General features: G+C 74.7%; 25 protein-coding genes and 2 pseudogenes. 8 read left to right on the top strand and 19 right to left on the bottom strand.

Translation table 11 applies throughout. The features are described from left to right. Window positions 1-34: 34 nt before the first annotated feature. Together ND486_RS07035 and ND486_RS07040 are read right to left on the bottom strand one after the other, a co-directional pair. Window positions 35-985: a D-alanine--D-alanine ligase gene (locus ND486_RS07035; protein WP_062399020.1), complete on the bottom strand. Its 951-nt coding sequence runs from the start codon at window positions 983-985 to the stop codon at window positions 35-37. Between the two features lie 89 nt (window positions 986-1,074). After that, complete coding sequence (locus ND486_RS07040; RefSeq protein ID WP_224401045.1) at window positions 1,075-2,445, bottom strand: PLP-dependent aminotransferase family protein; 1,371 nt, start codon at window positions 2,443-2,445, stop codon at window positions 1,075-1,077. A 273-nt stretch (window positions 2,446-2,718) separates the two neighbouring features. Between ND486_RS07040 and ND486_RS07045 the strand changes: the two genes are divergently transcribed. Beyond that, window positions 2,719-3,408: a GNAT family N-acetyltransferase gene (locus ND486_RS07045; protein WP_224401046.1), complete on the top strand. Its 690-nt coding sequence runs from the start codon at window positions 2,719-2,721 to the stop codon at window positions 3,406-3,408. 85 nt (window positions 3,409-3,493) lie between these two features. On the opposite strand, the gene ND486_RS07050 is transcribed toward ND486_RS07045, so the two are convergent. The 8 genes from ND486_RS07050 to ND486_RS07085 form a co-directional block, all read right to left on the bottom strand. After that, on the bottom strand, window positions 3,494-4,654 hold the full coding sequence (locus ND486_RS07050) for an N-acetylmuramoyl-L-alanine amidase (RefSeq protein ID WP_073573702.1): 1,161 nt from the start codon (window positions 4,652-4,654) through the stop codon (window positions 3,494-3,496). A gap of 202 nt (window positions 4,655-4,856) precedes the next feature. Beyond that, window positions 4,857-5,183, bottom strand: a complete 327-nt coding sequence (trxA, locus tag ND486_RS07055; protein ID WP_020622767.1) for a thioredoxin — start codon at window positions 5,181-5,183, stop codon at window positions 4,857-4,859. A gap of 50 nt (window positions 5,184-5,233) precedes the next feature. Then, window positions 5,234-6,247 carry a thioredoxin-disulfide reductase gene (gene trxB, locus ND486_RS07060; protein ID WP_062399016.1) on the bottom strand — a complete coding sequence of 338 codons (1,014 nt, stop codon included), beginning with the start codon at window positions 6,245-6,247 and terminating at the stop codon, window positions 5,234-5,236. A gap of 191 nt (window positions 6,248-6,438) precedes the next feature. Beyond that, window positions 6,439-6,966, bottom strand: a complete 528-nt coding sequence (locus ND486_RS07065) for a hypothetical protein (RefSeq protein ID WP_251783313.1) — start codon at window positions 6,964-6,966, stop codon at window positions 6,439-6,441. 119 nt (window positions 6,967-7,085) lie between these two features. Beyond that, window positions 7,086-7,598, bottom strand: a complete 513-nt coding sequence (locus ND486_RS07070) for a sigma-70 family RNA polymerase sigma factor (RefSeq protein WP_073573699.1) — start codon at window positions 7,596-7,598, stop codon at window positions 7,086-7,088. 77 nt (window positions 7,599-7,675) lie between these two features. Beyond that, complete coding sequence (locus ND486_RS07075) at window positions 7,676-9,439, bottom strand: protein kinase family protein (protein ID WP_251783314.1); 1,764 nt, start codon at window positions 9,437-9,439, stop codon at window positions 7,676-7,678. A 242-nt stretch (window positions 9,440-9,681) separates the two neighbouring features. Next, on the bottom strand, window positions 9,682-11,964 hold the full coding sequence (locus ND486_RS07080; protein ID WP_251783315.1) for a DUF6049 family protein: 2,283 nt from the start codon (window positions 11,962-11,964) through the stop codon (window positions 9,682-9,684). Continuing rightward, complete coding sequence (locus ND486_RS07085) at window positions 11,961-12,509, bottom strand: NUDIX hydrolase (RefSeq protein ID WP_202417219.1); 549 nt, start codon at window positions 12,507-12,509, stop codon at window positions 11,961-11,963. Before ND486_RS07085 ends, ND486_RS07080 begins: the two co-directional genes overlap by 4 nt. A gap of 196 nt (window positions 12,510-12,705) precedes the next feature. Between ND486_RS07085 and ND486_RS07090 the strand changes: the two genes are divergently transcribed. From ND486_RS07090 to ND486_RS07100, 3 genes are all read left to right on the top strand, one after another. Beyond that, window positions 12,706-14,190, top strand: coding sequence for a CCA tRNA nucleotidyltransferase (locus ND486_RS07090; protein WP_374231389.1), 1,485 nt, complete (start codon window positions 12,706-12,708; stop codon window positions 14,188-14,190). A 141-nt stretch (window positions 14,191-14,331) separates the two neighbouring features. Further along, window positions 14,332-14,928: a YqgE/AlgH family protein gene (locus tag ND486_RS07095; RefSeq protein WP_073573695.1), complete on the top strand. Its 597-nt coding sequence runs from the start codon at window positions 14,332-14,334 to the stop codon at window positions 14,926-14,928. A 125-nt stretch (window positions 14,929-15,053) separates the two neighbouring features. After that, window positions 15,054-15,563 (top strand): DUF427 domain-containing protein, encoded by a 510-nt coding sequence (locus ND486_RS07100; protein ID WP_251783316.1) that lies wholly within the window; start codon window positions 15,054-15,056, stop codon window positions 15,561-15,563. 61 nt (window positions 15,564-15,624) lie between these two features. On the opposite strand, the gene ND486_RS07105 is transcribed toward ND486_RS07100, so the two are convergent. After that, entirely contained in the window at window positions 15,625-16,110 is a 486-nt protein-coding gene (locus ND486_RS07105) for an SdpI family protein (protein WP_062398996.1), read from the bottom strand. Window positions 16,111-16,317: 207 nt separating this feature from the next. Between ND486_RS07105 and leuS the strand changes: the two genes are divergently transcribed. From leuS to ND486_RS07120, 3 genes are all read left to right on the top strand, one after another. Then, window positions 16,318-19,179 (top strand): leucine--tRNA ligase, encoded by a 2,862-nt coding sequence (leuS, locus tag ND486_RS07110; RefSeq protein WP_285898323.1) that lies wholly within the window; start codon window positions 16,318-16,320, stop codon window positions 19,177-19,179. Window positions 19,180-19,225: 46 nt separating this feature from the next. Next, on the top strand, window positions 19,226-19,981 hold the full coding sequence (locus ND486_RS07115) for a hypothetical protein (RefSeq protein WP_251783317.1): 756 nt from the start codon (window positions 19,226-19,228) through the stop codon (window positions 19,979-19,981). An 86-nt stretch (window positions 19,982-20,067) separates the two neighbouring features. Further along, the gene (locus ND486_RS07120; protein ID WP_251783318.1) at window positions 20,068-20,496 is read left to right on the top strand and encodes a DUF805 domain-containing protein; all 429 of its coding nucleotides are present in this window, start codon (window positions 20,068-20,070) and stop codon (window positions 20,494-20,496) included. Window positions 20,497-20,508: 12 nt separating this feature from the next. Here the strand turns inward: ND486_RS07120 and ND486_RS07125 are convergent, their stop codons facing one another. From ND486_RS07125 to ND486_RS28925, 6 genes and pseudogenes are all read right to left on the bottom strand, one after another. Beyond that, entirely contained in the window at window positions 20,509-20,964 is a 456-nt protein-coding gene (locus tag ND486_RS07125; RefSeq protein WP_251783319.1) for a HEPN domain-containing protein, read from the bottom strand. After that, on the bottom strand, window positions 20,961-21,716 hold the full coding sequence (locus ND486_RS07130; protein WP_062398985.1) for a UPF0158 family protein: 756 nt from the start codon (window positions 21,714-21,716) through the stop codon (window positions 20,961-20,963). Before ND486_RS07130 ends, ND486_RS07125 begins: the two co-directional genes overlap by 4 nt. 50 nt (window positions 21,717-21,766) lie before the next feature. Continuing rightward, window positions 21,767-22,006: a hypothetical protein gene (locus tag ND486_RS29625; RefSeq protein ID WP_174525533.1), complete on the bottom strand. Its 240-nt coding sequence runs from the start codon at window positions 22,004-22,006 to the stop codon at window positions 21,767-21,769. A gap of 87 nt (window positions 22,007-22,093) precedes the next feature. Beyond that, a pseudogene (locus tag ND486_RS29630) lies at window positions 22,094-22,225 on the bottom strand (DUF1707 domain-containing protein); the annotation flags it as partial. Between the two features lie 94 nt (window positions 22,226-22,319). Further along, window positions 22,320-23,186: pseudogene (locus ND486_RS07145) on the bottom strand (DMT family transporter); the annotation flags it as partial. After that, complete coding sequence (locus ND486_RS28925; RefSeq protein ID WP_255497419.1) at window positions 23,183-23,317, bottom strand: hypothetical protein; 135 nt, start codon at window positions 23,315-23,317, stop codon at window positions 23,183-23,185. The gene ND486_RS28925 and the pseudogene ND486_RS07145, both read right to left, overlap by 4 nt. Before the next feature lie 82 nt (window positions 23,318-23,399). Here ND486_RS28925 and ND486_RS07150 point away from each other — a divergent pair, with 82 nt between their 5' ends. Next, window positions 23,400-24,314, top strand: coding sequence for a LysR family transcriptional regulator (locus ND486_RS07150; RefSeq protein ID WP_251783320.1), 915 nt, complete (start codon window positions 23,400-23,402; stop codon window positions 24,312-24,314). Here the strand turns inward: ND486_RS07150 and ND486_RS07155 are convergent. Together ND486_RS07155 and ND486_RS29635 are read right to left on the bottom strand one after the other, a co-directional pair. Then, window positions 24,283-25,002, bottom strand: coding sequence for an SDR family oxidoreductase (locus ND486_RS07155; RefSeq protein ID WP_251783321.1), 720 nt, complete (start codon window positions 25,000-25,002; stop codon window positions 24,283-24,285). The genes ND486_RS07150 and ND486_RS07155 overlap by 32 nt on opposite strands. A 105-nt stretch (window positions 25,003-25,107) precedes the next feature. Further along, complete coding sequence (locus ND486_RS29635) at window positions 25,108-25,707, bottom strand: C40 family peptidase (RefSeq protein ID WP_251783322.1); 600 nt, start codon at window positions 25,705-25,707, stop codon at window positions 25,108-25,110. Window positions 25,708-25,755: the final 48 nt, after the last annotated feature.

Raw genomic sequence — 25,755 nt, forward strand, 5'->3', positions numbered from 1 at the left:
AACCACACCGCTGTGGTTCCACGTGGAACACCGCTCAGCCCTGCCGGGCCGCCGCGCGCTCGACGAGCGCCAGGTAGACCGTCGCGAGGTCGGAACCGTCCGCGGCCACCGCGGTCGGGAGCAGCGAGGTGTCGGTCAGGCCCGGCGACACGTTCATCTCCAGGACGTGCACGTGACCGTCGGCGTCGACGATCGCGTCGGTGCGCGACACGTCGCGCATCCCCAGCAGCCGGTGTGCGGCCAGGGCGGTGTCGGCCAGCGCGTCCAGCACGTCCGACGGCAGCCGCGCCGGGCAGTGGAACGTGGCCGCACCGGGTGTGTAGCGGGACGTGTAGTCGTAGAACCCGGACGGCACCTCCACCTCCACCGGCGGCAGCGCGCGGGGCTCCTCGCCGTCGTGGACGACCGACACCGCGACCTCGGTCCCGGCGACGAACCGCTCGACGAGCACCGTCTCGGCGTAGGCGAAGCAGCTGACCATCGCGGCCGGCAGGTCCGCCGCGTTCCGGACCACCTGCACACCGAGCGCCGAGCCGCCCTGGTCCGGCTTCAGCACCAGCGGCAGCCCCAGGCGCTCGACGATCGCACCGAGCACGCCCTGCGCTCCCAGCTCACGGAAGGTCGAGTGCGGCAGCGCGACCCAGTCCGGCGTCGACAGACCCGCGCGGACGAGCTCGGTCTTCACGCTCGGCTTGTCCCACGCCCGCCGGCACGCCCCGGACGGCGTCCCGACGAACGGGATGCCCAGCAGCTCCAGCACCTGCTGCACGGCGCCGTTCTCCCCCTCGCCGCCGTGCAGCGCGACGGCGACCGCGTCCGGCCGGTCGGTCGACAGCCGCTCCAACAGGCGCGCGTCGACGTCCCACTCGCGGACGTCGACACCGTTCGCGCGCAGCGCACCCGCCAGCCGACGACCGGATCGCAGGGACACCTCACGCTCGTGGGACAGGCCTCCGGCCAGCACGGCCACCGTTCGATCGCTCACGCGGGCATTCTGCGCCATGAACGCGAACGCCCCGGACCGGGAGCCGGTCCGGGGCGTTCCACGTGAAACATCGCCGTCGTCGGACGGCGTCAGGTCGTGTCCGGCGACGGGCTCTGGGTGCCCCGGGTCAGCTCGGGGCGGACCGGTGTCCCGAACGTCCGCACGACCTCCATCTCGGCCTCCAGCACCGCCGCCAGCCGCCGCACGCCCTCGGTGATGCGTTCGGGCGTCGGGAAGCAGAACGACAGCCGCAGCTGCCGGCTGCCGAACCCGTCGGCGTAGAAGCCGGTACCGGACGCGTACGCGACCCGCGCGGTGACCGCACGGGGCAGCATCGCTTTCGTGTCGACGCCCTCCGGCACGGTCAGCCACACGAAGAACCCGCCGTCGGGGACGTTCCAGGTGCAGCCCTCGGGCAGGTACGTCTCCAGCGCGGCGAGCATCGCGTCGCGGCGCTCGCGGTAGTTCTCGCTGAACGTCTTGATCTGGCTGCGCCAGTCGTGGTGCGACAGGTAGCGCGACACCAGCATCTGCGTGAACGACGGCGGGCACAGCGTCGCCGACTCCGCGGCCAGCACCAGCCGGTCCCGCACCAGCGGCGGTACCAGCGCCCAGCCCACCCGCAGCCCGGACGCGAACGTCTTCGAGAACGACCCCAGGTACAGCACGTCCGGGTCGTACGAGCGCAGCGCCGGGTGCACCTCGCCGTCGAAACCGAGCATCCCGTAGGGGTTGTCCTCGACGACCATCACGCCGTAGCGCCGGCACAGCTCCAGGATCCGCGGGCGCCGCTCGTGTGCCAGCGTCACGCCGGCCGGGTTGTGGAAGTTCGGGATCGTGTACAGGAACTTCGGGACGATCCCCTGCCGCGCCAGCGACTCCAGCGCCTCGTGCAGCAGCTCCGGGACCAGCCCGTGCTCGTCCATCGCGACGTGCACGACCCGCGCCTGGTAGGCGGCGAAGCTGCCCAGCGCGCCGACATAGGACGGTCCCTCGGCCAGGACGACGTCGCCCGGGTCGACGAAGATCCGGGTCAGCAGGTCGAGGGCCATCTGCGAGCCGACGGTGACGACGACGTCGTTCGGGTCGGCCTCGATGCCCTCCTCCCGCATGACCTCGCAGATCTGCTCCCGCAGCTGTGGGACACCCTGGGCGGAGCCGTACTGCAGCGCGGACATGCCGTCCACGTCGACGAGCTCGGCCACCTCACGGGCGAGGGACTGCAGCGGCAGCGCCGCCAGGTTCGGCATGCCACCGGCCAGCGAGACGACCTCGGGACGGCTCGCGACGGCGAACAGCGCCCGGATCTCCGACGCCGTCATCCCGGCGGTGCGGGTCGCGAAGCGCTCGGTGGGGGCGAGCGGGACCACGGCCCCCTCCCCTGCCGCCGCTGCCTGCGCGGCCGCCGCGGCCGCGGAACGGCGGACGTCGGGCTGCTGCGGGCGGTCGGGCAGGGTCATCGCGTGCTCCTCTGCGAGGGGAAAAGGCTCGCCGAGTGTAACCGCGACGGGTGATCGGCCCGCCCTTCGTCGTGACGTTCGTACCGGTGGGCCATCTCGGGGTGACGGGATCGCGAGAATCCACCTAGTCTCGGGCTGCGCGGGGTCACCGGACCCGGGGGTGGCCACGGGGGACGGCTGCTCCGGCGCCGGGGCCGGGACCACGCCCCGGACGGGGCGGGCCGCGCAGCATCGCGTGCATCGCGCGACGACGACATCCGGAGGTCGGATTCCGTGTCCTGGCACGTTGCCGCGCTCAACCTCGACAACCTCGGCGATCTGCCGAAGCGGTGTCGCAACTGCGTCTACTGGGAGCTCTCACCCCAGCTCGCCGACCAGGCCGAGGGGTACGGCACGACCGACCTGGAGAAGGAGGCCTGGCTGTCGGAGGTGCTCCTCGAGTGGGGCTCCTGCGGCCGGGTCGTCTACGTCGGCGGTGCCCCCGCGGGGTACGTGCTGTTCGCGCCGCCGGCGTCGGTCCCCCGTGCCACCGAGATGCCGACCGGACCGGTCAGCGCCGACGCCGTCCTGCTGACCACGATGCAGGTGGCCCCGGAGTTCGCCGGCGAGGGACTGGGCCGGGCGCTCGCCCAGGCCGTCGTGAAGGACCTGACCCGGCGCGGGGTGAAGGCCGTGGAGGCGTTCGGCGACGCGCGTCCCGGCACCGAGTCCGACTGCGTCGTCCCGGCGGACTTCCTCCGCTCGGTCGGTTTCAAGACCGTCCGCCCGCACCACCGCTGGCCGCGGCTGCGGATGGAGCTGCGCTCGGGGCTGGAGTGGAAGTCCGACGTGGAGGCCGCGCTCGAACAGCTGTTCAACACGGTGACCATCCCGATGCAGACCGCGGCGCCGCGCCCGACGGCGACACCGGCCCGCGCGGGGTCCTGCCAGCTGTCGTTCGTGCCGCCCGCAGGGACGATCTGAGGGCGCTCTGAGCGGGCCGTGGACGGCCTCGGTGGCCCGGCCCCGGGTGAGGGGCCGGGCGGGGCGCTGCGGGTCGTGACGGGCCTCAGACGGCCCGGATCTCGTCCCTCGCGTACTCGCGGGCCAGCACGTCGTTGAAGGTGAACGTGCCGGTGGGCTGGTCGTCCTGCCCGAGCAGGTACAGCCGCTTGACGGCGACGAGGATGCCCTCGGCGACGACGTCGCGGAAGCCCGGGTCGAGCAGCTTGCGACGGTCCCCGAGGTGGGTCAGGTACCCGACCTCGACGCGGACGGCCGGCATCCGGGTCCGGCGCACGAGCTCCCAGGTGCACGTCTGGCTGCGGCAGTCGAGCATCGAGGTCCGGGTGAGCAGCTCGCGCTGGATCAGCCCGGCGAGCGCCTCGCCGACGTTCGACGTGGTGCCCGACCCGTTGCCGAAGTAGTAGGTCGCCAGACCCTGCGCGTGCGGGCTGAAGCTCGCGTCGGTGTGCAGCGACACGACCATGTCGGCGCCGACGTCGTTGGCGAACTGCGCGCGCTCGGTGTCCGGCGGGTTGCCGTTCTCCGGCCGGGAGAGCAGAGCCTCCATGCCGGTGGCCGACATGCGGCCGACGACCCGGCGGGCGAGGTCCCACATCAGGTCGGCCTCGGTGACGCCGCCGACGTCGACACCGCGGTCGTGCCCGCCGTGTCCCGGGTCGATGACGATCCGCTTGCCGCGCATCCGCGGGCCGGCCCGGCGCAGCAGCTCCTGCTCGCGCATGAGGTGCGGACGCCCGCCGGTGACCTTCCGGCCGAGCTGGCGCAGCGCGCGCAGCGTCTCCGGGCCGCAGACACCGTCGGGGGTCATGCCGTAGTCACGCTGGAAGCGGATCAGGGCCTGCTCGGTCTGCTGGTCGAACAACCCGCTCGGCCGGCCCGGGTTGTACCCGAGCTCGAGCAGGCGTTCCTGCAGGTGGGCGACGTCGTCGCCGGTGGTGGGGGTGGAGAGCGTGAACGACAGCATCCGGTCGCCCAGGCTCCAGCCCGCCTCCCGCAGCGCGCGGGCGGTGTCCGGGCCGACGATGCCGTCGGTGATCAGGCCACGGCCCTGCTGGAACATGCGGACGGCGCGGTCCACGCCGTCGTCGAACATGTCCTGGGCGCGCGAGCCCGGCGGAACCGCCGGGAGCAGACCGAGCTGTCCCAGCGTCGTCCGGATCTCGCGTACGGCCGGACCGCAGTCCCCGCGCCGGAGCAGCTGCATGCACCCCTCGCTCGCAGTCGTGAGGCGCCGTGCGACGCCCGTGATCGGTCGGTTTCGCCCGGTGACCGGACGCGTGCCGGACTCATTGTGCCCTGCCCCGCCCCCGGAGGAGTGCAGCGGGGCGGATACGCGCGTGTCCCGGTTGTGATCAACCGGGACACGCAGCGTTATCTCCGTGCGCTATGCAGCGCACGGACAGTGATCAGATGTGGTCGGCGAGATCGGCGAGCAGTGCCGCCTTCGGCTTCGCGCCCACGATCTGCTTCACCGGCTTGCCGCCGGAGAACAGGATCATCGTCGGGACCGACATGACCTGGTAGTCGCGGGCGACCTCCGGGTTGGCGTCGATGTCGAGCTTGGCGACGGTCAGCTTCTCGGAGTTCTCGCCGGCGATCTCGTCGAGCACCGGGGCGACCATCTTGCACGGGCCGCACCAGGTGGCCCAGAAGTCGACCAGGACGGGCTTGTCGCTCTTCAGGACGTCCTGGTCGAACGAGCTGCTGGTGACGTCGACGGTGTTGTTGCCCATGGGGTTCTCCTTCGGTCGCGGATGCGGGTCTGTCGGGTGCCGGTGGGCGGTCAGTGCGCGGCGTCGGCGACGGCGGCCGCCGGGGCGGTCTCCTCCGAGCCGTAGCCGCCACCGGCCATCTCGGAGCCGACCTCGTGGCCGGCCAGCCAGCGCTCGGCGTCGATCGCGGCCGAGCAGCCGGAGCCCGCGGCGGTGATCGCCTGGCGGTAGGTGTGGTCGACAAGATCGCCACAGGCGAAGACGCCCGGGACGTTCGTGTAGGTGGTACGTCCGTCCACCTGCACGTAGCCCTCGTCGTCGACGTCGACCTGGCCCGCCACCAGCGCGCTGCGCGGGTCGTGGCCGATCGCGACGAACATGCCGGTGACGTCGAGCGTGCTGGTCTCACCGGTCACGGTGTCGCGCAGCTGCAGCTGCTTCACCGAGCCCTCGCCGGTCACCTCGGTGACCTCGGAGTTGGTGCGCCAGCGCATCTTCGGGTCGTTCTGCGCCCGCTCGTACATGATCTTCGAGGCGCGGAACTCGTCGCGACGGTGGATGACCGTGACGGTCTCGGCGAAGCGGGTGAGGAACGTGGCCTCCTCCATCGCCGAGTCGCCGCCGCCGATGACGGCGATGTTCTGGTCCCGGAAGAAGAAGCCGTCGCAGGTGGCGCACGAGCTGACGCCGCGGCCGAGGAGCTCCTGCTCGCCGGGGACGTGCAGGTAGCGCGGGGCGGCACCCATCGCGAGGATCACGGCGCGGGCCCGGAAGGTCTCCTTGCCGACCCGCACCTCCTTGACGTCGCCGTCGAGCTTCACCTCGTCGACGTCCTGCGGGCGCAGGTCGGCGCCGAAGCGCTCCGCCTGGCCCCGCATCTGCTGCATGAGCTCGGGGCCCATGATCCCCTCGGTGAAGCCCGGGTAGTTCTCCACCTCGGTCGTGGTCATCAGGGCGCCGCCGAACTGGCTGCCCTCGAACACGAGCGGGGCGAGCTGGGCCCGCGCGGCGTACACCGCAGCGGTGTAGCCGGCCGGCCCGGACCCGATGATGATCAGGTTGTGCACCGTGTCGTCGGTGGTCACCGGTACCGATCCCTCCTGGCGCGCCCGGGCGACGGGCGCGATGACGGGCCTGCGGGTGCCGGCCCGGGTGGCCGGCTCCTGCGTCGTGGCTGCCGTATGGCTCGAACGCGATCCTAGACAGGGGCATTCCCGCTCGTCGGTGCCGTCGGACGTGGGCCGCCTGATCCGGGCGTCGCCGGTGCCCGGCCGGGTCAGCCGGTGGTGGTCTCGGCGAGCACCCGCGCGGTGCCCGGCCCGCAGTCCGGCGGTACGGCGACGAGGCGGTAGCGGCCCCGCTCCGGTCCGCCGAGGACGAGCAGGACCGCCGGGTGGCCGTCGACGGAGTGCGGGCGGGCCGTCAGGAACGGAGCGTCCGGTCGCGGGTCGCCGGCGGCGGTGAGGCAGGCGCGGACCCGGGCGGGGTCGTCGAGCCCGCCGACGGGGACGGCCGCGCCGGCGGCGGCGGACCGGAGCTCCTCCGGGGCGGTCCCGCCGACCGGGACGACGACCGGCGCGGTGGGCACGAGGGCGGCGAGCCCGACCCCGGCGACGACGAGTGCCGCCGCGGCGACGGCGAGCGCGCGCCACGGGGTGCGGCGGCCCGGCGGCGGGCCGCCGGCCGCCGGAGCGTCGCCCCGCTCCGGTCCGGGAGCCGCTCGCGCCACCTCCGCGGCGAGCCGCGCCCGCATCCGCGCCGCCACGTCGTCCGGCATCGCCACCGGACCGAGTTCCCGGGCCATCCGCGCCCCGACCTCGACGAACGGTTCCTCGTCGGGTTGACACGAAGCAGGTGGACAGTGGTTGTCGTCGTACCGACGAGTGATCTCCGATGAATTCTCGTCGGATCGGTGAGAACTGCTCATCCCTCGTCCTCCCGCAGCACGGGGGCCAGCCGGGCCCGCGCACGGGCCCGGCGGCTCTTCACCGTCCCCGGCGCCACCGCCAGCATCTCCGCCGCCTCCGCGACGCCGTAGCCGAGCCCGTCCACGAGCACCAGCGCGGCCCGCTGGTCCACCGGCAGCAGGGCCAGCGCGTCGGAGACGGCGAGCCGCACCACGAGCCCGCCCGCGTGGTCCCGGGCCGCGACGACCGTCTCCAGGGCCCGCAGCCGGTCCCGTCGCCGCCCGGCCGCGCGGAGCCGGTCGACGCAGTCGTTCACGAGGATCCGGTGCAGCCACGTCCCCGTCGCGGCGTCACCGCGGAACCCGGGCGAGCGGAGCGCGGACAGGAACGCCTCCTGCACCGCGTCCTCGGCCTCGGTCCGGTCGCCGAGCATCCGCAGGGCCACCGACCAGAGCCGGTCGGCGTACCTGCGGAACATCTCGTCCAGGTCGGGCGGGGCCCGGTCCGGGATCCGGTCGACGGTCGTCACCCGCGCACGGTAGGCAGCGCCGGGGGGTGCTCACGGGCGTTGCCGGGCCGGTCGGTCGCGATCGCGAACGGGGCGGCTCAGGGTGCGGTGCGGCGGAACCCGATGTCGTCGATCTGGGTCTGGTTGTTCGGCCCGAGGTTCGTGATCCACAGGAGCACGTGCTGGGTGGGGCGGCCCGGGTCGAGGCCGACCGTCGTCCGTCCCGAGGACAGGGTGACGGTGTCGAGCAGCGTCGTCTCCGCCAGCGTCGGCTCGGCCGACGGGGCCGAGCGGACCTGCACGACCGCGCCCGCGGTCGGCGAGTCGATGGTGAGCCCGGTGAGCGGCTCGGCGGCGTCGAACGAGGCCAGCACGCCGATCCCGGGCTTGAGCGCCGGGAACGGCTGGAAGTAGCGGCTCGTCGTCCACACGGTGGAGGGGTCGCCGTCGACGACGTTGCCGACGGTGCCGGCGTTGTCCGCGTCGCCGACCGGGTCGAACACCGTCGCCGACACGTCCGGCACCGCGGTACCCGTCCCGGACGACGCGGCCGGGGCCCCAGCGGCGGGAACCTGCTGCTGCACCGGGGCGCTCGCCGCGGGCGGGACGACCACCGGCGGGGCGCCGCCACCACCGAACAGCATGCCCAGCTGCACGGCGACGTACCCGAGCACGATCAGCACGCCGACGGCGAGCACCCCGAGACCGATCCGCAGGTTGCGGCGGCGCCGGGGGTCGTTGCGGGTGTCGGGCAGCCGGTCGGAGTCCTGCCACACGTCGTCGGGCTCGGCGGGCGCGCCGTCGTGCACCGGCGGGAAGAAGGCCTGGTCGGCGTCCTCGGCGACGACGTCGGCCAGCATCCGGTGCATCGCCGCGGCGGTGTGCACCCGGCTGACGCCGTCGCCCTGGCCGAGCGCACCGCTGCACAGCGTGTCCAGCTCCAGCGGCACACCGGGCCGCAGCTGCGACGCGGGCCGCAGCCGGCCCGCGGGTGTGCGGTCGGCGGCGACGAGCCCGGCGCGGGCGGCGTCGGACACCGACAGCGGCCAGCGCCGGGTGAGCAGGCAGTAGAGGATCCCGCCGAGCCCGCGGACGTCGTCGGCGGCGGACACCGACGGGCGCGGGAGCAGGAAGGCGAGCATGGCGCGCCCGTCCGGGGTGATCCGGACGCGCTGCGGGTGGTCGCAGCCGAGCACCAGGCCCTGCTGGTGGGCCTCGGTGGCGGCGGCCGACAGGGTCTCGACGGCCTTGGCGGCTCGCTGCGCGCGGACCGGGCCCTCGGCGACGGTCTCGGCCAGCGAACGCCCCGGCACCCACTCGGCGACGGCGGCGCCCAGCACGTCGGCCGGCAGGCCGTGCGTGCCCGGGGCCAGCACGTCGAGCAGCCGGGCGCTGCCGGAGTGCTCGAAGCAGCCCGAGCGCAGGGCACGCACGATCATCTCACCGGCGCGGGCGGTGCCCTCCGGGTCGTCGGAACGGTCGTCGGCGGGGAGCCTGCGCAGCAGCGTGACGCCGACCGGGCGGCGCAGCACGGTGTCCTCGGCGCGCCAGAACTCCGCCCCGGCGGCCGGGTCGGACCCGATCCGCTGACGGAGCACGTAGCGCTCGGTGAGCGGCGAACCCGCAGTGGTGCCCGCGGTCTCGCGGACGGTCGGGATGCGCTCGGTGGGCCGGGCCTGGGCCGGCACCGCGGGCACGGCGGCCGTCGGCTGCTCGTCGGCGGGTACCCCGGCGGTCCCGGGCGCGTCGGCGGTCGCCGTGGCGTCGGTGGGGTCGAGCGACGGGTGCGGACGGGGGGCCGCGTCGTCCTCGACGGGGTGGGGGCCGGTCCGGGCAGTGCGCTCGCCGATCTGCCCGCTCAACGGCCTCGCCCTCCCCTGGCGCTCGGTGTCGTGTCCGGCGTCAGCCTACGGCACCCGGTCGGATGTGGACGAGCCGAGAACACGCCCCCGGACCCGTCTCCCCTGTCTTCGGAGACGGGAGACGATCGGTTTGCCTCCCGGCCCCGCGGATTCGCCGGGAAGCATCTGTGATGCGACGAGCGGTCAATACCCCACGGCGAACGACATCAGTGTTCCTTGTCTCGCCGGATGGCTCCCCGGGCTCAGGAGCCGTGGGCGCGTCCGGACGGCGCCGGTCCCGGTGGCGCGGGGACGTCCGGGGGCGTGCCGGGCCCGGGCCCTGGGCCGGGACCGCCGGACGGCCCGGGTGCGGCGGCCGGACGCAGCCGGCGCAGCACCCGCCGGACCACCAGGACCACGAGGACACCGCCGGCGATCGCGGTCAGCCAGACCGTGACCGTCCCGTAGACCGTCGACCGCACCCGCAGCCGGGTGTCCGGGCCGAGGGCGACGCCGTCGGGGGTGAGCAGACCCGCGTCGACGCTGAACACCCCGGAGCGGGTGACCTGGGCGCTGACCCGCACCTGGACGCGGCCGCGCGGCGGGACCGCCTGCACCTCGATCGGGGCGACCCGCAGCCCGGTGGTGCTCGACAGCACCACCCGCACGTTCATCGTCACCGGCAGCCCGTTGGCGACGGTGATCAGCAGCGGTGCGTCGCTGGTCCCGAGCGAGTACGGGCTGGGCGGCTCCACCACACGCACCGACGCGCGGATCTCGGCGATCCGGTCGGCGACGACGGTCTCCTCCCGCTCGGCGCGGGCCGGGTCGCCCCGCCACCACGACGACACCGCCCGCAGCGTGCCGGTCACCAGCGGGTCGAACACGTCGGCGGGGCTGGCCCCGACCCCGGTGCGGGCCTCGGCCGCGGCCCGCAGCGCCTCGATCGTCCGGACCTGGTCGGCCACCCCGGACACGACCGTCCCCGGGATCTCCGCGCCGCCGGCCTGCGGTGGGTAGAACAGCTGCGTCCCGCCCGCCTGCACGTCGCCGCCGATGAGGGTGGACAGGCCGGTCGGGGCGATCCGGCCGTCGTCGATCAGCGAGGTCAGGGCGGTCAGCACCCCGGCGGCGGCCGGCCCGTCCGCGGCCCAGCGGTGCGGCGGTGCGACGACCAGCGGGCCGCCGGCGTCCCCGGCCCGGAACGCGAGCGCCCCGGCGAGGTCCTGGCCGGCGAGCCCGCCCACGTCCCCCTCCTGCACCTCGACGCCCGCGGGTCCGGTCGCGGCCTCGGTGAGCAGCGGGTCGGTGAGCAGCGCGGAGTCGTCGCCGTCGCGGCCGGTGCCGTCGGAGCCGCCCACGCGCACCCGGCCGGAGGCCGCCGTGCCGGTCACCCCGTCGGCGGAGAGCAGCAGCCGGGTCCCGCCGCCGAGGGCGTCCAGCGTCGCCTCGTCGACGACGCCGTCGGCGGGCCACACGACGCCGTCGAGGACCGTGGTCCCCAGCTCGGCGGACAGGGTACGGCGGCCGCGGTCCAGCGCGGTCCTGGCGAGGTCGGCCTGCCCGCCGCGGACCAGGGCGACGAGGTCGGCGTCCGACGGCGGCAGCGCGATCACGCAGGTCCCGCGCGCGGCGGCGGTCAGCGCCGCGAGCCACTGGCCCGCCGCCTCCGCGCCGCGGCCGGGAACGGACTCGTCGGGGCCGGTGACGACGCCGTAGCCGTCGCGCATGGCGGCCGCGGTGGCGACGAGCTCGGGGTCGATCGCCAGACAGAGCGCGGCCCGGGTCGGGGACCCGGCGGGCGCGGCCGAGCCCAGCGCCTCGACCAGGCCGCGCAGCCGGCCGCCGTCGGCGAAGGAGGTCGCGAGGTCGTCGTCGGTCAGCAGCGGCGGCTCGCCGGGCAGCGGCGGGACGCGGCGCGGGGCGTCGGTGATCGGGTACAGCATCGTCACCGGCGCGGCGGTGACCGGCGACGACGGCGGCGCGGTCCCCGGAAGCGACGACACCGGCAGCATCGTGCGGACCCCGGCCAGCCGCGACGGCGTGCCGTCGACGGTCCCGTTGAGGTTCACCAGCAGCGGGTAGGTGCCCGGGCCGGGGAGCGCCAGCGTCGACTGCGGGGGCCCGGTGAGCGGGACGGCGTAGCGGAACGGGACCGACGCGCCCGGCGCGAGCGGGCCGAGGTCGGCGAACGGCGGCGTCGCGTCGTCGACCGTGGCCTCCCCGGCCAGCGCGGCCCGCAGCGCCGCCTCGCCGGCGAGCACCGGCCCGCGCTGCACCCGGACGGCCAGGTCGTCGACGATCCCCGGGCCGGTGTTGGTGACCGTCCCGGTGACGACCAGCTCGCCCGGCCCCGCCGACGTCACCACCCGCGGGGTCATCGTGCCGACGTCGAGCCGGACCGGGGCCACGGGCTGCTGGGCCGGTTGCTGCGCCGGGCGGTCCCGGGCCGCGGCCTGCGGGGCGCCCGCCGGGAACGCCGCGGGCAGGAACAGCGCCACCACCGCGGTGAGCACGATCGCGACCAGGGCCGCGACCCGGCTCACGCCGTCTCCTCCAGCAGGTTGGCCGCATGCCGGATCAGCCGGCGCTCGTCGGCGTAGGCGAGGCGGCCCTCGAGCTCGTCGAGCGGCACCCAGGCCACCTCGGAGACCTCGACGTCCTCGTCGCAGAGCTCACCGCCGAGCGCGCGCATCAGGTAGTGGTGGACCGTCTTGTGGACGCGCCGGTCCTCGGCGACGAACCAGAAGTCGATGGTGCCCAGGGGAGCCAGCACCTCACCGATGATGCCGGTCTCCTCCTGCACCTCGCGCACCGCGGCCTGCTCCGCGGTCTCACCGGCCTCGATGTGGCCCTTGGGCAGCGACCACAGCAGCCGGCCCCGGCGGTCCAGCCGGCCGATCAGCGCGGCGGCGCCGGTCTCGGGGTGCACGACGAGCCCACCGGCGGACGTCTCGTCCACCGTGCGCAGCCGGCGACGGCGGTCCGGGGACCGGTCGGCGCGCCCGGCACGGCCGGCGCGTGCGCTCCGGCCCTCACGGCCGGGTTCCGCGCCGCGCCCTGCCGAGGAGCGGCCGCGGGAGGTGGACATGTGGCGATGGTAACGAGGAGGTGGCTCGAAGGGGGGTCGACGAGCCGCCCGCGGCCGTGGCGTCACCCGGTCGCCCTGCCGTCGATCAGCGGTCGAGCGGTACGGAGTGACCGGAGGACCCGTGCCCACCGGCCGGGCGCGTTGCCTAGACTGGCCCGTCGTGTCCTCGTCGTCCCCGTCCTCCACCGCCCGACAGGTGACCCGGCCGACCCGACCTCCGGCCGGATCCGCCCCGGACCCGGACGAGCTGCAGCGAGCACAGGAGAACGCCGTGGTCGCACTGCTCGACGTCCCGGCCGTCGCCGACGAGCTGGCCGCCCGTTTCGCCGCCCGCGGTCACCTGCTCTATCTCGTCGGCGGCAGCGTCCGCGACGCGGTGCTGCGCGGCACCGGCGCGTCGACCCGGGACTCCGGGGACCTCGACTTCACCACCGACGCCCGCCCCGAGCAGATCCTCGCGATCGTGCGCGGCTGGGCCGAGGCCGTCTGGGACACCGGGATCGCGTTCGGGACCGTCGGGCTGCGCCGCGACGGGCAGACCCTCGAGGTGACGACCTTCCGCGCCGACACCTACGACGGCACCTCCCGCAACCCCGAGGTCCGCTTCGGCGACACCGTCGAGGGCGACCTGGTGCGCCGCGACTTCACGGTCAACGCGATGGCGGTCGAGCTGACCGGGTCGCACCGCCGCTTCGTCGACCCGCACGGCGGGTTCGCCGCGCTCGCCCAGGGCGTCCTGGACACCCCGGACACCCCGGAGCGCTCCTTCTCCGACGACCCGCTGCGGATGCTGCGCGCCGCCCGGTTCGTCTCCCAGCTCGGGTTCACCCCCGCCGCGCGGGTCACCGCCGCGATGACGGCGATGGCCGACGAGCTGACCCGGATCACCGCCGAGCGGGTGCAGGCCGAGTTCACCAAGCTGATGATCGGCGACCATCCGCGGCGCGGCCTGGAGCTGCTCTGCGACACCGGCCTGGCCCGGCACGTCGTCCCCGAGGTCCCGGCGATGCAGCTGGAGACCGACGAGCACATGCAGCACAAGGACGTCTACACCCACTCGCTCGTCGTGATGGAGCAGGCGATCGAGCGCGAGACCGACGGGCCGGACCTCACGCTGCGCCTGGCCGCGCTGCTGCACGACATCGGCAAGCCGGCGACCCGGCGCAAGGAGCCGGACGGGCGGGTCTCGTTCCACCACCACGAGGTGGTCGGGGCGAAGATGACCCGCAAGCGGCTGCGGGCGCTCAAGTACCCGAAGGCCCTGGTCGACGACGTGTGCCAGCTCGTCTACCTGCACCTGCGGTTCCACGGCTACGGCAAGGGCGAGTGGACCGACTCGGCCGTGCGCCGCTACGTCGCCGACGCCGGCCCGCTGCTGGAGCGCCTGCACCGGCTGGTGCGCTCGGACTGCACCACCCGCAACCGGCGCCGGGCCTCGGCCCTGCAGCGCAACTACGACGGCCTGGAGGACCGGATCGCCGAGCTGCGCAAGCAGGAGGAGCTCGACGCGATCCGCCCCGACCTCGACGGCAACCGGATCATGGAGCTGCTGGGCATCCCGCCGGGCCCGGCCGTCGGGAAGGCCTACCGGCACATGCTGGCGCTGCGGATGGAGCAGGGGCGGATGGACGCCGAGCAGGCCGAGGTCGCCCTGCGGGCCTGGGCGGACGAGAACCTCTGATCCGTACGGGCGTCCCGTACGGACGTCCACACTGATGTACGTTCGTATTGTACGAACGTATGGACGATCATGTCCGGTGTACGACGATGCGGCGAACGGGTGGCGGCATCGCGTCCGCGCCGGAGGTGCGAACATGGACCCGTGCGGGAACACCGCGCCACGCGAGGCGCCGCTCTTCCCCCGGTCACACCGGGGAGTCTGCTCGTCGCCGCCCCCGGTCTGGGCGACCCGAACTTCTCGCGGACGGTCGTCTACATGATCGAGCACCGTCCGCAGGGCAGCCTCGGGGTCGTGCTCAACCGGCCGGGCCAGGCGGCCGTACGGGACGTGCTCCCGCGCTGGGCCGGGCTCACCAGTGATCCCGGGACCATGTTCGTCGGTGGTCCGGTCGAGGCGCGCACCGCGCTCTGCCTGGCCGCCCTGCGGACCGGGGAGACCGGTCGCGGGCTCGGCGGGCTGATGCCGGTCCGGCCACCGGTGCAGCTGGTCGACCTCGACTCCGACCCGGCGCCGCTCGCGCAGCGGCTGCGCGGCCTGCGGATCTTCGCCGGGTACTCCGGCTGGGACGCGGGCCAGCTGGGCGGCGAGATCGCCCGGGGTGACTGGTACGTCGTCCCCGGCCTGCCCGACGACCTGCTGACCACCGTCTACGACCAGCTATGGGAACGGGTGCTGCGCCGCCAGGGCGTCCCGCTGGCGCTGCTCGCCACGTTCCCGCGTGATCCCGCCTGGAACTGAATCCCCGCGGGCGGTGTGTGGCCTGTGGTGGACCCACCCCCGGTCGGGACGCCGCGGCCGGTGCCGCGCAGCGCGGGTCCGCCGCGACCGTGCCGGGGGCCGCTGACCGGCCTACCGTGGGGGTCGTGCTGTTCGACCGTCGTCCCCGGCCCGATCCCGTCGGCCCCGGGCAGGAGTCGGTGTGGGACTACCCGCGCCCGCCCCGGGCGGAGCGGGTGCCCCGCCGCGCGGAGCTGTGGCACGGCGGGACGCTCGTCGCCGCGTCGGACGACCTGGTCCGGGTGCTGGAGACCAGCCACCCGCCGACCTGGTACCTGCCCCGCACCGCCTTCACCGACGGCGTGCTGGTGCCCGGTGAGCACCGCACGTTCTGCGAGTGGAAGGGCGTCGCCCACTACTGCGACGTGCGCGTCCCCGGCGTGCCGCCGCTGACCGACGTCGCCTGGTGGTACCCGCGGCCGGACGCGCGCTACCCGGAGCTGACCGACCGGGTCGCGGTCTACGTGGCGCCGTTCGAGCGGATCACCCTGGACGGGGAGACGGTCCGCCCGCAGCCCGGCGGGTTCTACGGCGGCTGGGTCACCGATGAGGTCGTCGGCCCGTTCAAGGGCGGGCCGGGCTCCCGCGGCTGGTAGCCCGGGGCCGGGGCCCGCGGATCAGGCCCCGCCGGCCGGGCCCGCGGACCGGCCCCGCAGGTCAGGCCTCGCGGGTGAGCCCGGTGCGGGCCCCGGGCTCCGAGCCCGGCTCGGTGCCGGTCGCGTCGCGGCAGCCCGCGACCAGGTCGCAGCCGGCGCAGACCCCGCCGCAGCTCGGGGCTGCGGCCTGCGCGGCGATCGCCGCCGCCGCGGCCCGCGCCCCGACCGCGCCCCCGAGACCGGCGAGCACGACCGTCCCGACCAGCGCGATCGCACCCAGCACCCACGGGGCGGCGCCGGTCCGGTCCAGGACCAGCAGCACCGTCCCGCCGACCAGGGCGATCGCCCCCGCGGCGCCGACCGGCGGCGCGGCCACCCGGTTGGCGATCGCGAACGCGTCGGCGGTCCGCAGGCTGTCCGCGGTGCGGACGCCGACGAAGCGGTTGCGCGGCAGCCGGCCGGTCGCCCCCAGCACGGCGAGGACGACCAGGACCACCCCGGCCAGCAGGAGCAGGGCGGCGAGGAGCAGGCGGAGCGTCGTGGGCACGTGACCAGGGTAGAACCCGCGGGAACGGGGACGCCCGCCCCGGCTACCCTGGTCACATGTGCACGGCCCGCCGACTTCCCGGCGCGGCGTCGTAGCCACAACACGGCGCCGCGACGGCCCCTCCTGCGTGATGCGCACGAGGGGCCGCGACGTGTTCCGGGCCCCGAGTCGGGCCGTCACGACAGGCATCCCCGAGGTGAGACGGACATGAGCACCGAGACCACGACCGCGTCCGAGCAGCGCGCGGACCGACCGGCGTACCGCTACGACGCCGAGATGGCCGCCCGGATCGAGCGGAAGTGGCAGGACTTCTGGGAGACCGAGCAGACCTTCCACGCCCCCGACCCGGGTCAGCCCGGCTCGGAGAAGCCGAAGGTCTACCTGATGGACATGTTCCCCTACCCCTCCGGGGCGGGGCTGCACGTCGGGCACCCGCTGGGCTTCATCGGCACCGACGTGCTGGGCCGCTACCTGCGGATGAACGGCCACAACGTGCTGCACCCGATGGGCTTCGACGCCTTCGGGCTGCCCGCCGAGCAGTACGCCGTCCAGACCGGGACGCACCCGCGGACGACGACCGAGGCCAACATCGCCCGCTACCGGCAGCAGCTGCGCCAGCTGGGCCTGGGCCACGACCCGCGTCGCTCGGTGTCCACCACCGACATCGCGTTCTATCGCTGGACCCAGTGGATCTTCCGGGAGATCTTCGAGTCCTGGTACGACACCGACGCCGACCGCGCCCGTCCGATCTCCGGGCTGCGCGCCGAGTTCGAGGCCGGCACCCGTCCGACCCCCGACGGCCGCCCCTGGGCCGAGCTGTCCGAGGCCGACCGGCGCGCCGCCGTCGACGGGTACCGGCTGGCCTACATCTCCGAGGCGCCGGTGAACTGGTGCCCCGGCCTGGGCACCGTGCTGGCGAACGAGGAGGTCACCCCGGACGGCCGCTCCGAGCGCGGCAACTTCCCCGTCTTCCGCCGCAACCTCAAGCAGTGGATGATGCGGATCACCGCGTACGCCGACCGGCTGGCCGACGACCTGGACCGGGTCGACTGGCCGGAGTCGGTCAAGGCGATGCAGCGCAACTGGATCGGCCGCTCCGAGGGCGCCCGGGTCCGGTTCCCGGTGCAGTCCGGCGCCGACGCGATCGAGGTCTTCACGACCCGCCCGGACACCCTGTTCGGCGCCACCTACATGGTGCTGGCGCCCGAGCACCCGCTGGTCTCCTCTCTGGTCCCCGGGCAGTGGCCCGACGGCACCGACCCGCGCTGGACCGGTGGCGCCGCGACGCCCGCCGAGGCCGTCGCGGCGTACCGCGCCGAGGCCGCGCGGAAGTCCGAGCTGGACCGCCAGGAGAACAAGGACAAGACCGGTGTGTTCACCGGCGCGTACGCCACCAACCCGGTGAACGGCGCGGCCGTCCCGGTGTTCGTCGCCGACTACGTGCTGATGGGGTACGGCACCGGCGCGATCATGGCGGTGCCCGCCGAGGACACCCGGGACTGGGACTTCGCGGCCGCGTTCGGGCTGCCGCACGTGCGCACGGTGCAGCCGCCGCCGGACTGGGACGGCGGCGCTTACACCGGCGACGGCCCGACCATCAACTCCGCGAACGACGAGATCAGCCTGGACGGGCTGGGCGTCGACGAGGCCAAGCGCACGATCATCGACTGGCTGGCCGCGAAGGGCGCCGGCGAGGGCGTCGTGCAGTACAAGCTGCGCGACTGGCTGTTCTCCCGGCAGCGCTACTGGGGCGAGCCGTTCCCGGTCGTCTGGGACGAGCACGGCCCGATCGCGCTGCCCGAGGACCAGCTGCCCGTCGTCCTGCCCGACGTCGACGACTACTCGCCCAAGACCTACGCCCCGGACGATGCGAACTCCGAGCCGGAGCCGCCGCTGTCCCGGGCGCACGAGTGGGTGGCCGTCGAGCTGGACCTGGGTGACGGCCCGAAGCAGTACCGCCGCGAGACGAACACGATGCCGCAGTGGGCCGGGTCGTGCTGGTACTACCTGCGCTACCTGGACCCGGAGAACACCGAGCGGTTCGTCTCCGCCGAGGCCGAGAAGTACTGGATCGGCAAGGACGCGGCCCGGTCGGTCGCCGACCCGGGCGGCGTGGACCTGTACGTCGGCGGCGTCGAGCACGCCGTGCTGCACCTGCTGTACTCGCGGTTCTGGCACAAGGTCCTGTTCGACCTGGGCCACGTGAGCAGCGAGGAGCCGTTCCGGAAGCTGTTCAACCAGGGCTACATCCAGGCCTGGGCCTACACCGACGCCCGCGGGACCTACGTGCCCGCGGAGGAGGTCGTCGAGGTCGTCGGCGAGGACGGCACGAGCGCCGGTTTCACGTGGAACGGGCAGCCCGTCACCCGGGAGTACGGGAAGATGGGCAAGTCGCTGAAGAACGTCGTGACGCCCGACGACATGTGCGACCGCTACGGCGCCGACACCTTCCGGCTGTACGAGATGTACACCGGCCCGATGGACGCCTCGCGTCCGTGGTCGACGCGGGACGTCGTCGGCCCGCAGCGGTTCCTGCAGCGGGTGTGGCGCAACCTGGTCGACGAGGGCACCGGAGCGGTGACCGTCGTCGAGGACGCGCCGTCGGAGGAGATCCTGCGGTCGCTGCACAAGGCGATCGCCGGTGTCCGTGAGGACTTCCCGGCGCTGCACTACAACACCGCCGCCGCGAAGCTGATCGAGCTGAACAACGCGCTGACCAAGCGCGGGGCGCCGGTGGAGCGCGAGGTCGCGGAGGCGCTGGTGCTGATGCTGGCGCCACTGGCCCCGCACATCGCCGAGGAGCTGTGGCAGAAGCTGGGTCACGAGGACACGCTGACCTACGCGCCGTTCCCGGTCGCCGACGAGCGCTACCTGGTGGCGGACACCGTCGAGTACCCGATCCAGGTCAACGGCAAGGTCCGCTCGCGGGTCACCGTCGCCGCCGACGCCGCCCAGGACGACATCCGGGCGGCCGCGCTGGCCGACGAGAAGGTCGTCGCCGCGCTGGACGGCGCCGAGCCGAAGAAGGTCATCGTCGTGCCGGGGCGCCTGGTCAACGTCGTCCGCTAGGGAACGCAGGCGACCTCCTGCCCGTTGAGCGGGCAGGAGGTCCGTCATGAGTGCAGTCCTGACCCTGATCGTCGTCCTGGCCGTCGTCGCGGCCGTCGTCTGGCTCGTACGGCGGCACAACGCGGACTCCGCCACCGCTCTGGCCGACGCCCAGGCCGAGTCCCGGCGCTGGGTGGAGCGCCTCGGCGGCCAGGTCCTGGCCCTGACCGGGACCGACGACCCGAGCCGTCAGGCGCTGGCCGACGCGGCCGAGCGCTACACCGCCGCGGGCTCGCAGATGGAGCAGGCGCGCACGGCCGCGCAGTGCCGGCAGGTCACCGAGACCGCCTACGAGGGTCTCTACTACGTCCGCGCCGCACGCACGGCGATGGGCATGGACCCCGGGCCGGAGCTGCCGCCGCTGCCGGGCCAGTCCCGCGCCGGTGAGGTCACCGAGGACCGCGAGGTCGAGGTGGAGGGCCGCCGCCTGGGCGCCTCGCCGCAGCCGACCGACCGGAACAGCCATTACTACCCCGGCGGGACCGTCGCCGGGCGTCCGGTGCCGCGCGGCTGGTACTCCGAGCCGTGGTGGAAGCCGGCACTCGTCGCCGGGGCCTGGGGCGTCGGTTCGGCGCTGCTGTTCACCTCGCTGTTCAGCGGGATGGCCGGCGCCGACCAGGCCGCCTACGCCGACGGGTTCGCCGACGGCGCCGCCCTCGACGACCCGGGCTCCGACGGCGGCTTCGACGGCGCCGACCAGGGCGGCTTCGACGGCGGGGGCCTGTTCGACAACGACTCCGACTTCGGCGGGGACTTCTTCTGACCCGCGTGCTGTAACGGCCGCCCCCCGGGCGGCATCCCCTTGTCCGAGCGACCAGCCCGTGGTCGCACGGCGAGAGGGGCCACGTCATGACGTACTACCTGCAGGCGATGCGCGGGTTCTCCGACTTCCGGGGGCGCGCCCGGCGGGCCGAGTACTGGATGTTCGTCCTGGTCTACCTGGGGATCTACCTGGTGGCCGGAATCCTGGACGCGGTCCTGGGGACGACGCAGCTGCTCGGCGCGCCGGTGCTGGCGACCGTGGTCGCACTCGTCCACCTCGTGCCCGCGATCGCGGTCCTGGTGCGACGGCTGCACGACACCGGGCGCAGCGGGTGGTGGTACTTCATCGGCTTCGTCCCGCTGGTCGGGGTGGTGCTGCTGATCGTGTGGCTGGCGTCCGACGGCGAGCACCGTCCGAACGCCTGGGGCGACGACCCGAAGCGCGCCGAGCGTGCTCCCGCGCAGTTCGTCGCGGCGCAGGCCGGGCCGTACGGGGTCCCGCCGCAGTTCCGCTGAGACGGCGGCCGGTCAGGCGCGGGTTCCGCGCCGGACCGGCTTCTCCGGCCGCCGGGTCGCCCCGGTCCCCGGGTCCGGCGGCCGGGACAGGGCCGGCTCGGCGAGCCAGGCCTCCACGGCGTCGAGCACGAACGCGGCGTCGTCGAGGGCCGCGCGCGCCTCCGCCGCCGGGGCGGTCACGTCCGAGTGGTCGGCCAGTGCCCGCCGGTTGTAGAGCGACCGCAGCAGCCGCCCGGCCCGCGGGTCCAGCGACCGTTCCCGCACCACCCGGCGCACGAACGCGCTGACGACCTCGGAGTGCTCGGCGCGGGTCTCCCCCAGCACCAGCAGCGCGGTCTCGGCGGCCCGGAACGCGGCATGGAACGCGCGGGAGACCGCGGCGTCGCCGAAGCCGTTCTCGGCCAGCACCCGGGCCCCGCCCAGCTCGACCCGGGCCCGCGCGATCCCGCCGTGCACCCGCCGGGTCACCGGATCCGCACCGCCTCGGCGCGGGCACGCACGACCGTCGGGTCGGCGGCGCGGACGAGCTCGCCCTGGCCGACCGGCAGCACGCTGATCGTCAGCCCGGTCCGCCGGGTGTGCTGCCACAGCACGTCGTCCATCGCGCGGACCTCCTCCCAGGGCAGGATCGGGAACCCGTCGTCGTCGAGGACCACGAGCAGGTCGATCGCGGACTCGACCGAGCCCTCCCCGCTCGCCCAGGACCCGAACAGCAGCACCTGACGCAGCCGGGGGCCGTAGAGCAGGCCCAGGTCGTCGGCGACGGCGGCGGGCACGTCGTCGTTGGACGGGTCCGGGTCGGGGTGGCGGGCCCTGAGCCGCTCGCCGTCGTCGGCACCGATCAGGCCGGCCGCGACCAGCCAGTCCGCCGCGCGCCGGCGGGAACGGGCGTCGCGGAAGCGGTACCACTGGTCGCGGACCTCGGGGAACTCGAACAGCGTGTTCTTGAACCGGCGGAACGCACCCCGGCCGTCGATCGCGCGGTCCAGCAGCGCCGCGGCCCGCCGGTGCTGCACGCCCGCGGTGAAGTCGGACATGTCCCGGTAGGACTCCCGGCTGGTCACCGGCCGGATCTCCACCCAGTCCGGACCGGGCCGGTCGTCGCCGGACACGCCGTGCACCTCGGCGTCGGCCGGGTCGAGGTACCAGGTGACCTCCGGCGTGCGGTCCTCGAGCGCGTCCGCCAGTGCGGACAGGTCGAGGCGGGCGGGGTCGAGCACGGGGCGACTCTATGCCCGGTCCGGTGCGCGTGGCAGCCGCCGCGGGACCCTCAGTCGTCGTCCTTCTCCCCGGAGCCGAAGAAGAAGTGCGCGACCAGGACCGCCCCCCAGATCCCGATCGGGAAGATCGGCCAGAAGAACGGGAGTCCCTCCCCGTCGGAGGACGAGGCGAACGCGGTGACCACCCAGATGCCGGTCAGGATGACCGAGGTGCCGGCCCACGAGCGCCACTCGGTGAGGTGCTCACGCCTCGCCTCGGCCTTCTCCACCTGCGCCGTCTCGGCACGCACCGACGGCAACGTCGTGCGTTCCACCGCGGGCAGGTCGGTGACCAGCCGGTCGAGGTCCGCGCGGACGGTCGCCGCGTAGGCCTGCTGCAACCGCTCGTCGTACTCGATCAGTGACAGCCGGCCCTCGTCGTGCGCCAGCTTCAGCCGTTCCGCGGTCTCGCTGCGGTCGGCGTCCGACACCCGCATCACGGACCGCTCGTCGTCCCTGGACTCCCCCATGCCCGTCGAGCGTAGTGACGGGGAGGGACACGGGGGTCTGTCGTTCGGACGATCCCCGCCCCCGGGGCGGAGCCGAACGGGTGGCGACCGCGACGCCGACCAGGCACAGCAGACCGCCGGCGAGCGCGGCCGGTGCGGGCACCTCCCCGAGCAGTGCCCAGGACAGTCCGACCACCACCGGCGGGATCGCGTACGTGGTGGCGGCCAGCCGCCCCGCGGTCGTGCGGGTCAGGGCGTATCCCCAGGTCAGGAACGCGACTCCGGTTGGGAACACCCCCAGGTAGACGACGCCGGCGACGGCCGTCGGCGGCGCGGTGGCGAGCGCGGCGACCAGCGACGGCAGGAACGGCAGCAGCGAGACGGCCCCGGCGACGGCGCCCGTCCAGGTCATCGTCAGGGCGTCGACCCGGGGCAGCAGCCGCTTCTGCGCCACGGCCGCGCCCGCGTAGACCAGTGCGGCGAGCAGCCCCAGCAGCACCCCGGACAGGTCGGCGCCCCCGGCCGACGACGCCGCCGCGATGAGCACCACCCCGGCGAACGCGACGGCCATCCCGGCCAGCAGCCGTGCCGGGAAGCCCTCGCCGAGCAGCAGCCCGGCGAGCACGGCGACGACCACCGGTGCCACGTTCACCAGCAACGCGGTCGTGCCCGCGTCGAGGTGCCGCTCGGCCGCGTTCAGCGCGAGGTTGTAGACGCCGAACCAGGCCGCGCCCCAGATCACGACCGCCGCCAGCAACCGTCCGCGGGGCAGGGGTGGGCCGGGTCTGGGTCTGCGGGCGCGGACCACGGTCAGGATCGCGGTCAGGGTCAGGGCCCCGACCAGCATCCGTCCCAGGGCCAGCGCGCCCGGCGACAGGTCGTGGCCGACGGCGCGGATGCCCACGAAGGCCGAGGCCCAGAGCACGACGGTGGTGGCCGCGGCGGCGAGCGGCAGCAGTCCCGGCCGGGTCGCGGCGCTCACAGGGTGGGCCGGCGGGTGTCGTAGCCGGTGCGGACGGGCAACCGTCGCGGTCGTTCCCGGAACAGCCGGTACAGCGCGGCGAGGGTGGCGGGGGTGGTGAGGGCGAGCAGCCCCAGGTTCACGGTGGTCATGGAGACATCGTCGAACCGCTCACGGTTCAGCACCAGCGATATGTTCTACCTCTGGATTCAGTTCTGCTGTACGTTTGTCCGCGTGCTCGACGCTCATCGCCTGATGATCTTCCGGTCGGTCGTGGCCGGTGGGTCGGTGCAGTCCGCCGCCGCCAATCTGGGGTACACGCCCTCGGCGGTGAGCCAGCACGTCACCGCACTCGCCCGGGAGACCGGCCTGGTGCTGTTCGAGCGGGTGGGGCGCGGGCTGCGGCCGACCGCGGCCGGGCTCCTGCTGGCCGAGCAGGCCGACGCGGTGCTCGCCCGGCTCGGTGAGGCCCAGGTGCTCGTCGAGGACCTGCGCACGGGGCGCACCGGGTCGCTCTCGGTGGCCTACTTCGCCTCCGTCGGGTCCGCCTGGATGCCGCGGGTGGTGCGCAGGCTGACCACCGGCTTCCCGGGGGTCCGGCTCGACCTGGCCCTGCGTGAGTGGCTGCCCGACGACCCGGCCGACCGGTCGGACCTGCAGATCGCCGTCGAACGACCGGAGTTCGAGGCCTGGCCCGGGTTCTCGGTGCACCACCTGCTCGACGACCCCTACGTCGTGGTGGTGCCCGAGGGGCACCCGCTGGCCGGGGCGGAGCAGGTCGACCTGGCGGAGCTGGCCGGGCAGCGGTGGGTGGACAACGACTTCGCCCGCGGGTGGTGCCGGCGCAACCTGGTCGAGGCCTGCGCCGCCGCCGGGTTCCGCCCGCCGTTCCACGTCGAGGCCCACGACTACCGCACGGCGCTGGCCTTCGTCGCCGCCGGGATCGGCGTCACCGTGCTCCCCCGGCTCGGCGCCGTCGACCTGCCGGCCGGGACCTGCGCGGTGCCGGTCGTGCGGCCCACGCCGGTGCGGACGATCCTGGCGGTGGTCCGGGACGCCGCGGCGGCGGCGCCACCGCTGCTGGCGGCCCTCGACGAGCTGCGCGAGCAGTCGGCCCTCAGCCCTGCGGGCGCACCACGATCTCGGTGAGGTGCGCGTCGCGGGTCGCGGTCAGCGCGGCCAGGATCGCGGCACCGACCGACTCGGGGCGCAGGAACCGCGAGCCGTCGTACTCGCCGCCCTCGTGGGCGACGACCCGCTCCTGCATCGCCGTGTCCACCCGGCCCGGGTGCACGGAGGTGACCCGGATGCCGTGGCCGGACTCCTCGGCGCGCAGGGCGTCGCCGAACGCGCGCAGCGCGAACTTGCTCGCCGCGTAGGACCCCCAGCCCGCGCGGGCGGTGATCCCGGACCCGGAGTTGACGAGCACGACGTCGGCGCCGGTGTCGGCGCCCGCCGCGCGCAGCGCGGGCAGCAGCAGCCGGGTCGTCTCGGCGACCGCGACGACGTTGACGTCGAACTGGTGGCGCCAGGTCCGCGCGGTGGTCTCCGCGACGGTGCCCAGCTCGCCGACCCCGGCCGAGTGGACCAGCGCGTCGAGCCGGTCGATGCCGTCGAGGGCCGTGGCCAGCGCGTCGTCGTCGGTGAGCTCCACCGCCACGGTGCGGACCGCGACCGGGCCCGCCTCGGTCAGCTCACTGGCCAGGGCCTCCAGCCGCTTCTCGTCCCGGCCGCCCAGGACCAGGTCGTAGCGCGGCGCGAGCAGCCGGGCGGTGGCGGCGCCGATGCCCTGGGAGGCACCGGTGATCAGGGCGAGCGGGCGGCGGGGAGCGGTCACCCGGTGAACCTACGACGACCGGCCCCGTCCTGCGCGAGGACGGGGCCGGTCGTCGTACCGGGGAGCGGGCGCGCTCGGAGCTGAGCCTCGTTCCGCACGCTTCTCTCAGACCCGGCGGGCCGAGTTGAACGGCATCCGGTCGATGTCGGAGATCTTCACCGGCTGGCCGCTGGTGGAGGCGTGCACGATCTGGCCGCCGCCGATGTAGATGCCGACATGGCTGACCGGGCTGTAGAAGAAGACCAGGTCACCGGGCTTCAGGTTCGACTTCGACACCGGGGTGCCCACCTGGGCCTGGGCCCGGCTGGTGCGGGGCAGGTCCTTGCCCGCCTTGGAGAAGGCGTAGTGGACCAGGCCGGAGCAGTCGAACGCGCTCGGGCCGGTGGCGCCCCAGCGGTAGGGCTTGCCGAGCTGGGCCATCGCGGTCGACATCGCGCCGCTGCGCGCGGCGGCGGCCTGCGCGGCCGGGGCCGCGGCCTGCGCCGCGGAGGAGACCGACAGCGCGGCCGGGTTCGGGCCGAGCGCCGGCAGGACGTTCGCGGCCGGGGCGACGTCACGGGTCACGGTCTCCGCGGCGGGTGCCGCGGAGGCGGCGTCCGTGGGGGCCGCGGTGGCGGCGGGGAGCACGGACAGAACTGCGGCCGCGGCGGCGGTGGTGGCCACGACGGCGACGCGGAGCGCCGGAGCGGAATGACGCTGGGGCACGGTGGGGTCCTCGGGATGTTGCACCACCGGAGGAGCGGTCGGGGCGGG

Origin of the sequence: Pseudonocardia sp. DR1-2 (assembly GCF_023717215.1) — a bacterium.
Classification (GTDB): Bacteria; Actinomycetota; Actinomycetes; order Mycobacteriales; family Pseudonocardiaceae; genus Pseudonocardia; species Pseudonocardia alni.

Coding starts and splice junctions, on each gene's coding strand:
- ND486_RS07040 (WP_224401045.1), bottom strand. CDS start 2,445: ATGACCCTGCCCGACCGCCCGCAGCAGCCCGACGTCCGCCGTTCCGCG.
- ND486_RS07050 (WP_073573702.1), bottom strand. CDS start 4,654: ATGCAGCTGCTCCGGCGCGGGGACTGCGGTCCGGCCGTACGCGAGATC.
- trxA (WP_020622767.1), bottom strand. CDS start 5,183: ATGGGCAACAACACCGTCGACGTCACCAGCAGCTCGTTCGACCAGGAC.
- ND486_RS07065 (WP_251783313.1), bottom strand. CDS start 6,966: ATGGCCCGGGAACTCGGTCCGGTGGCGATGCCGGACGACGTGGCGGCG.
- ND486_RS07085 (WP_202417219.1), bottom strand. CDS start 12,509: ATGTCCACCTCCCGCGGCCGCTCCTCGGCAGGGCGCGGCGCGGAACCC.
- leuS (WP_285898323.1), top strand. CDS start 16,318: ATGAGCACCGAGACCACGACCGCGTCCGAGCAGCGCGCGGACCGACCG.
- ND486_RS07115 (WP_251783317.1), top strand. CDS start 19,226: ATGAGTGCAGTCCTGACCCTGATCGTCGTCCTGGCCGTCGTCGCGGCC.
- ND486_RS07120 (WP_251783318.1), top strand. CDS start 20,068: ATGACGTACTACCTGCAGGCGATGCGCGGGTTCTCCGACTTCCGGGGG.
- ND486_RS28925 (WP_255497419.1), bottom strand. CDS start 23,317: ATGACCACCGTGAACCTGGGGCTGCTCGCCCTCACCACCCCCGCCACC.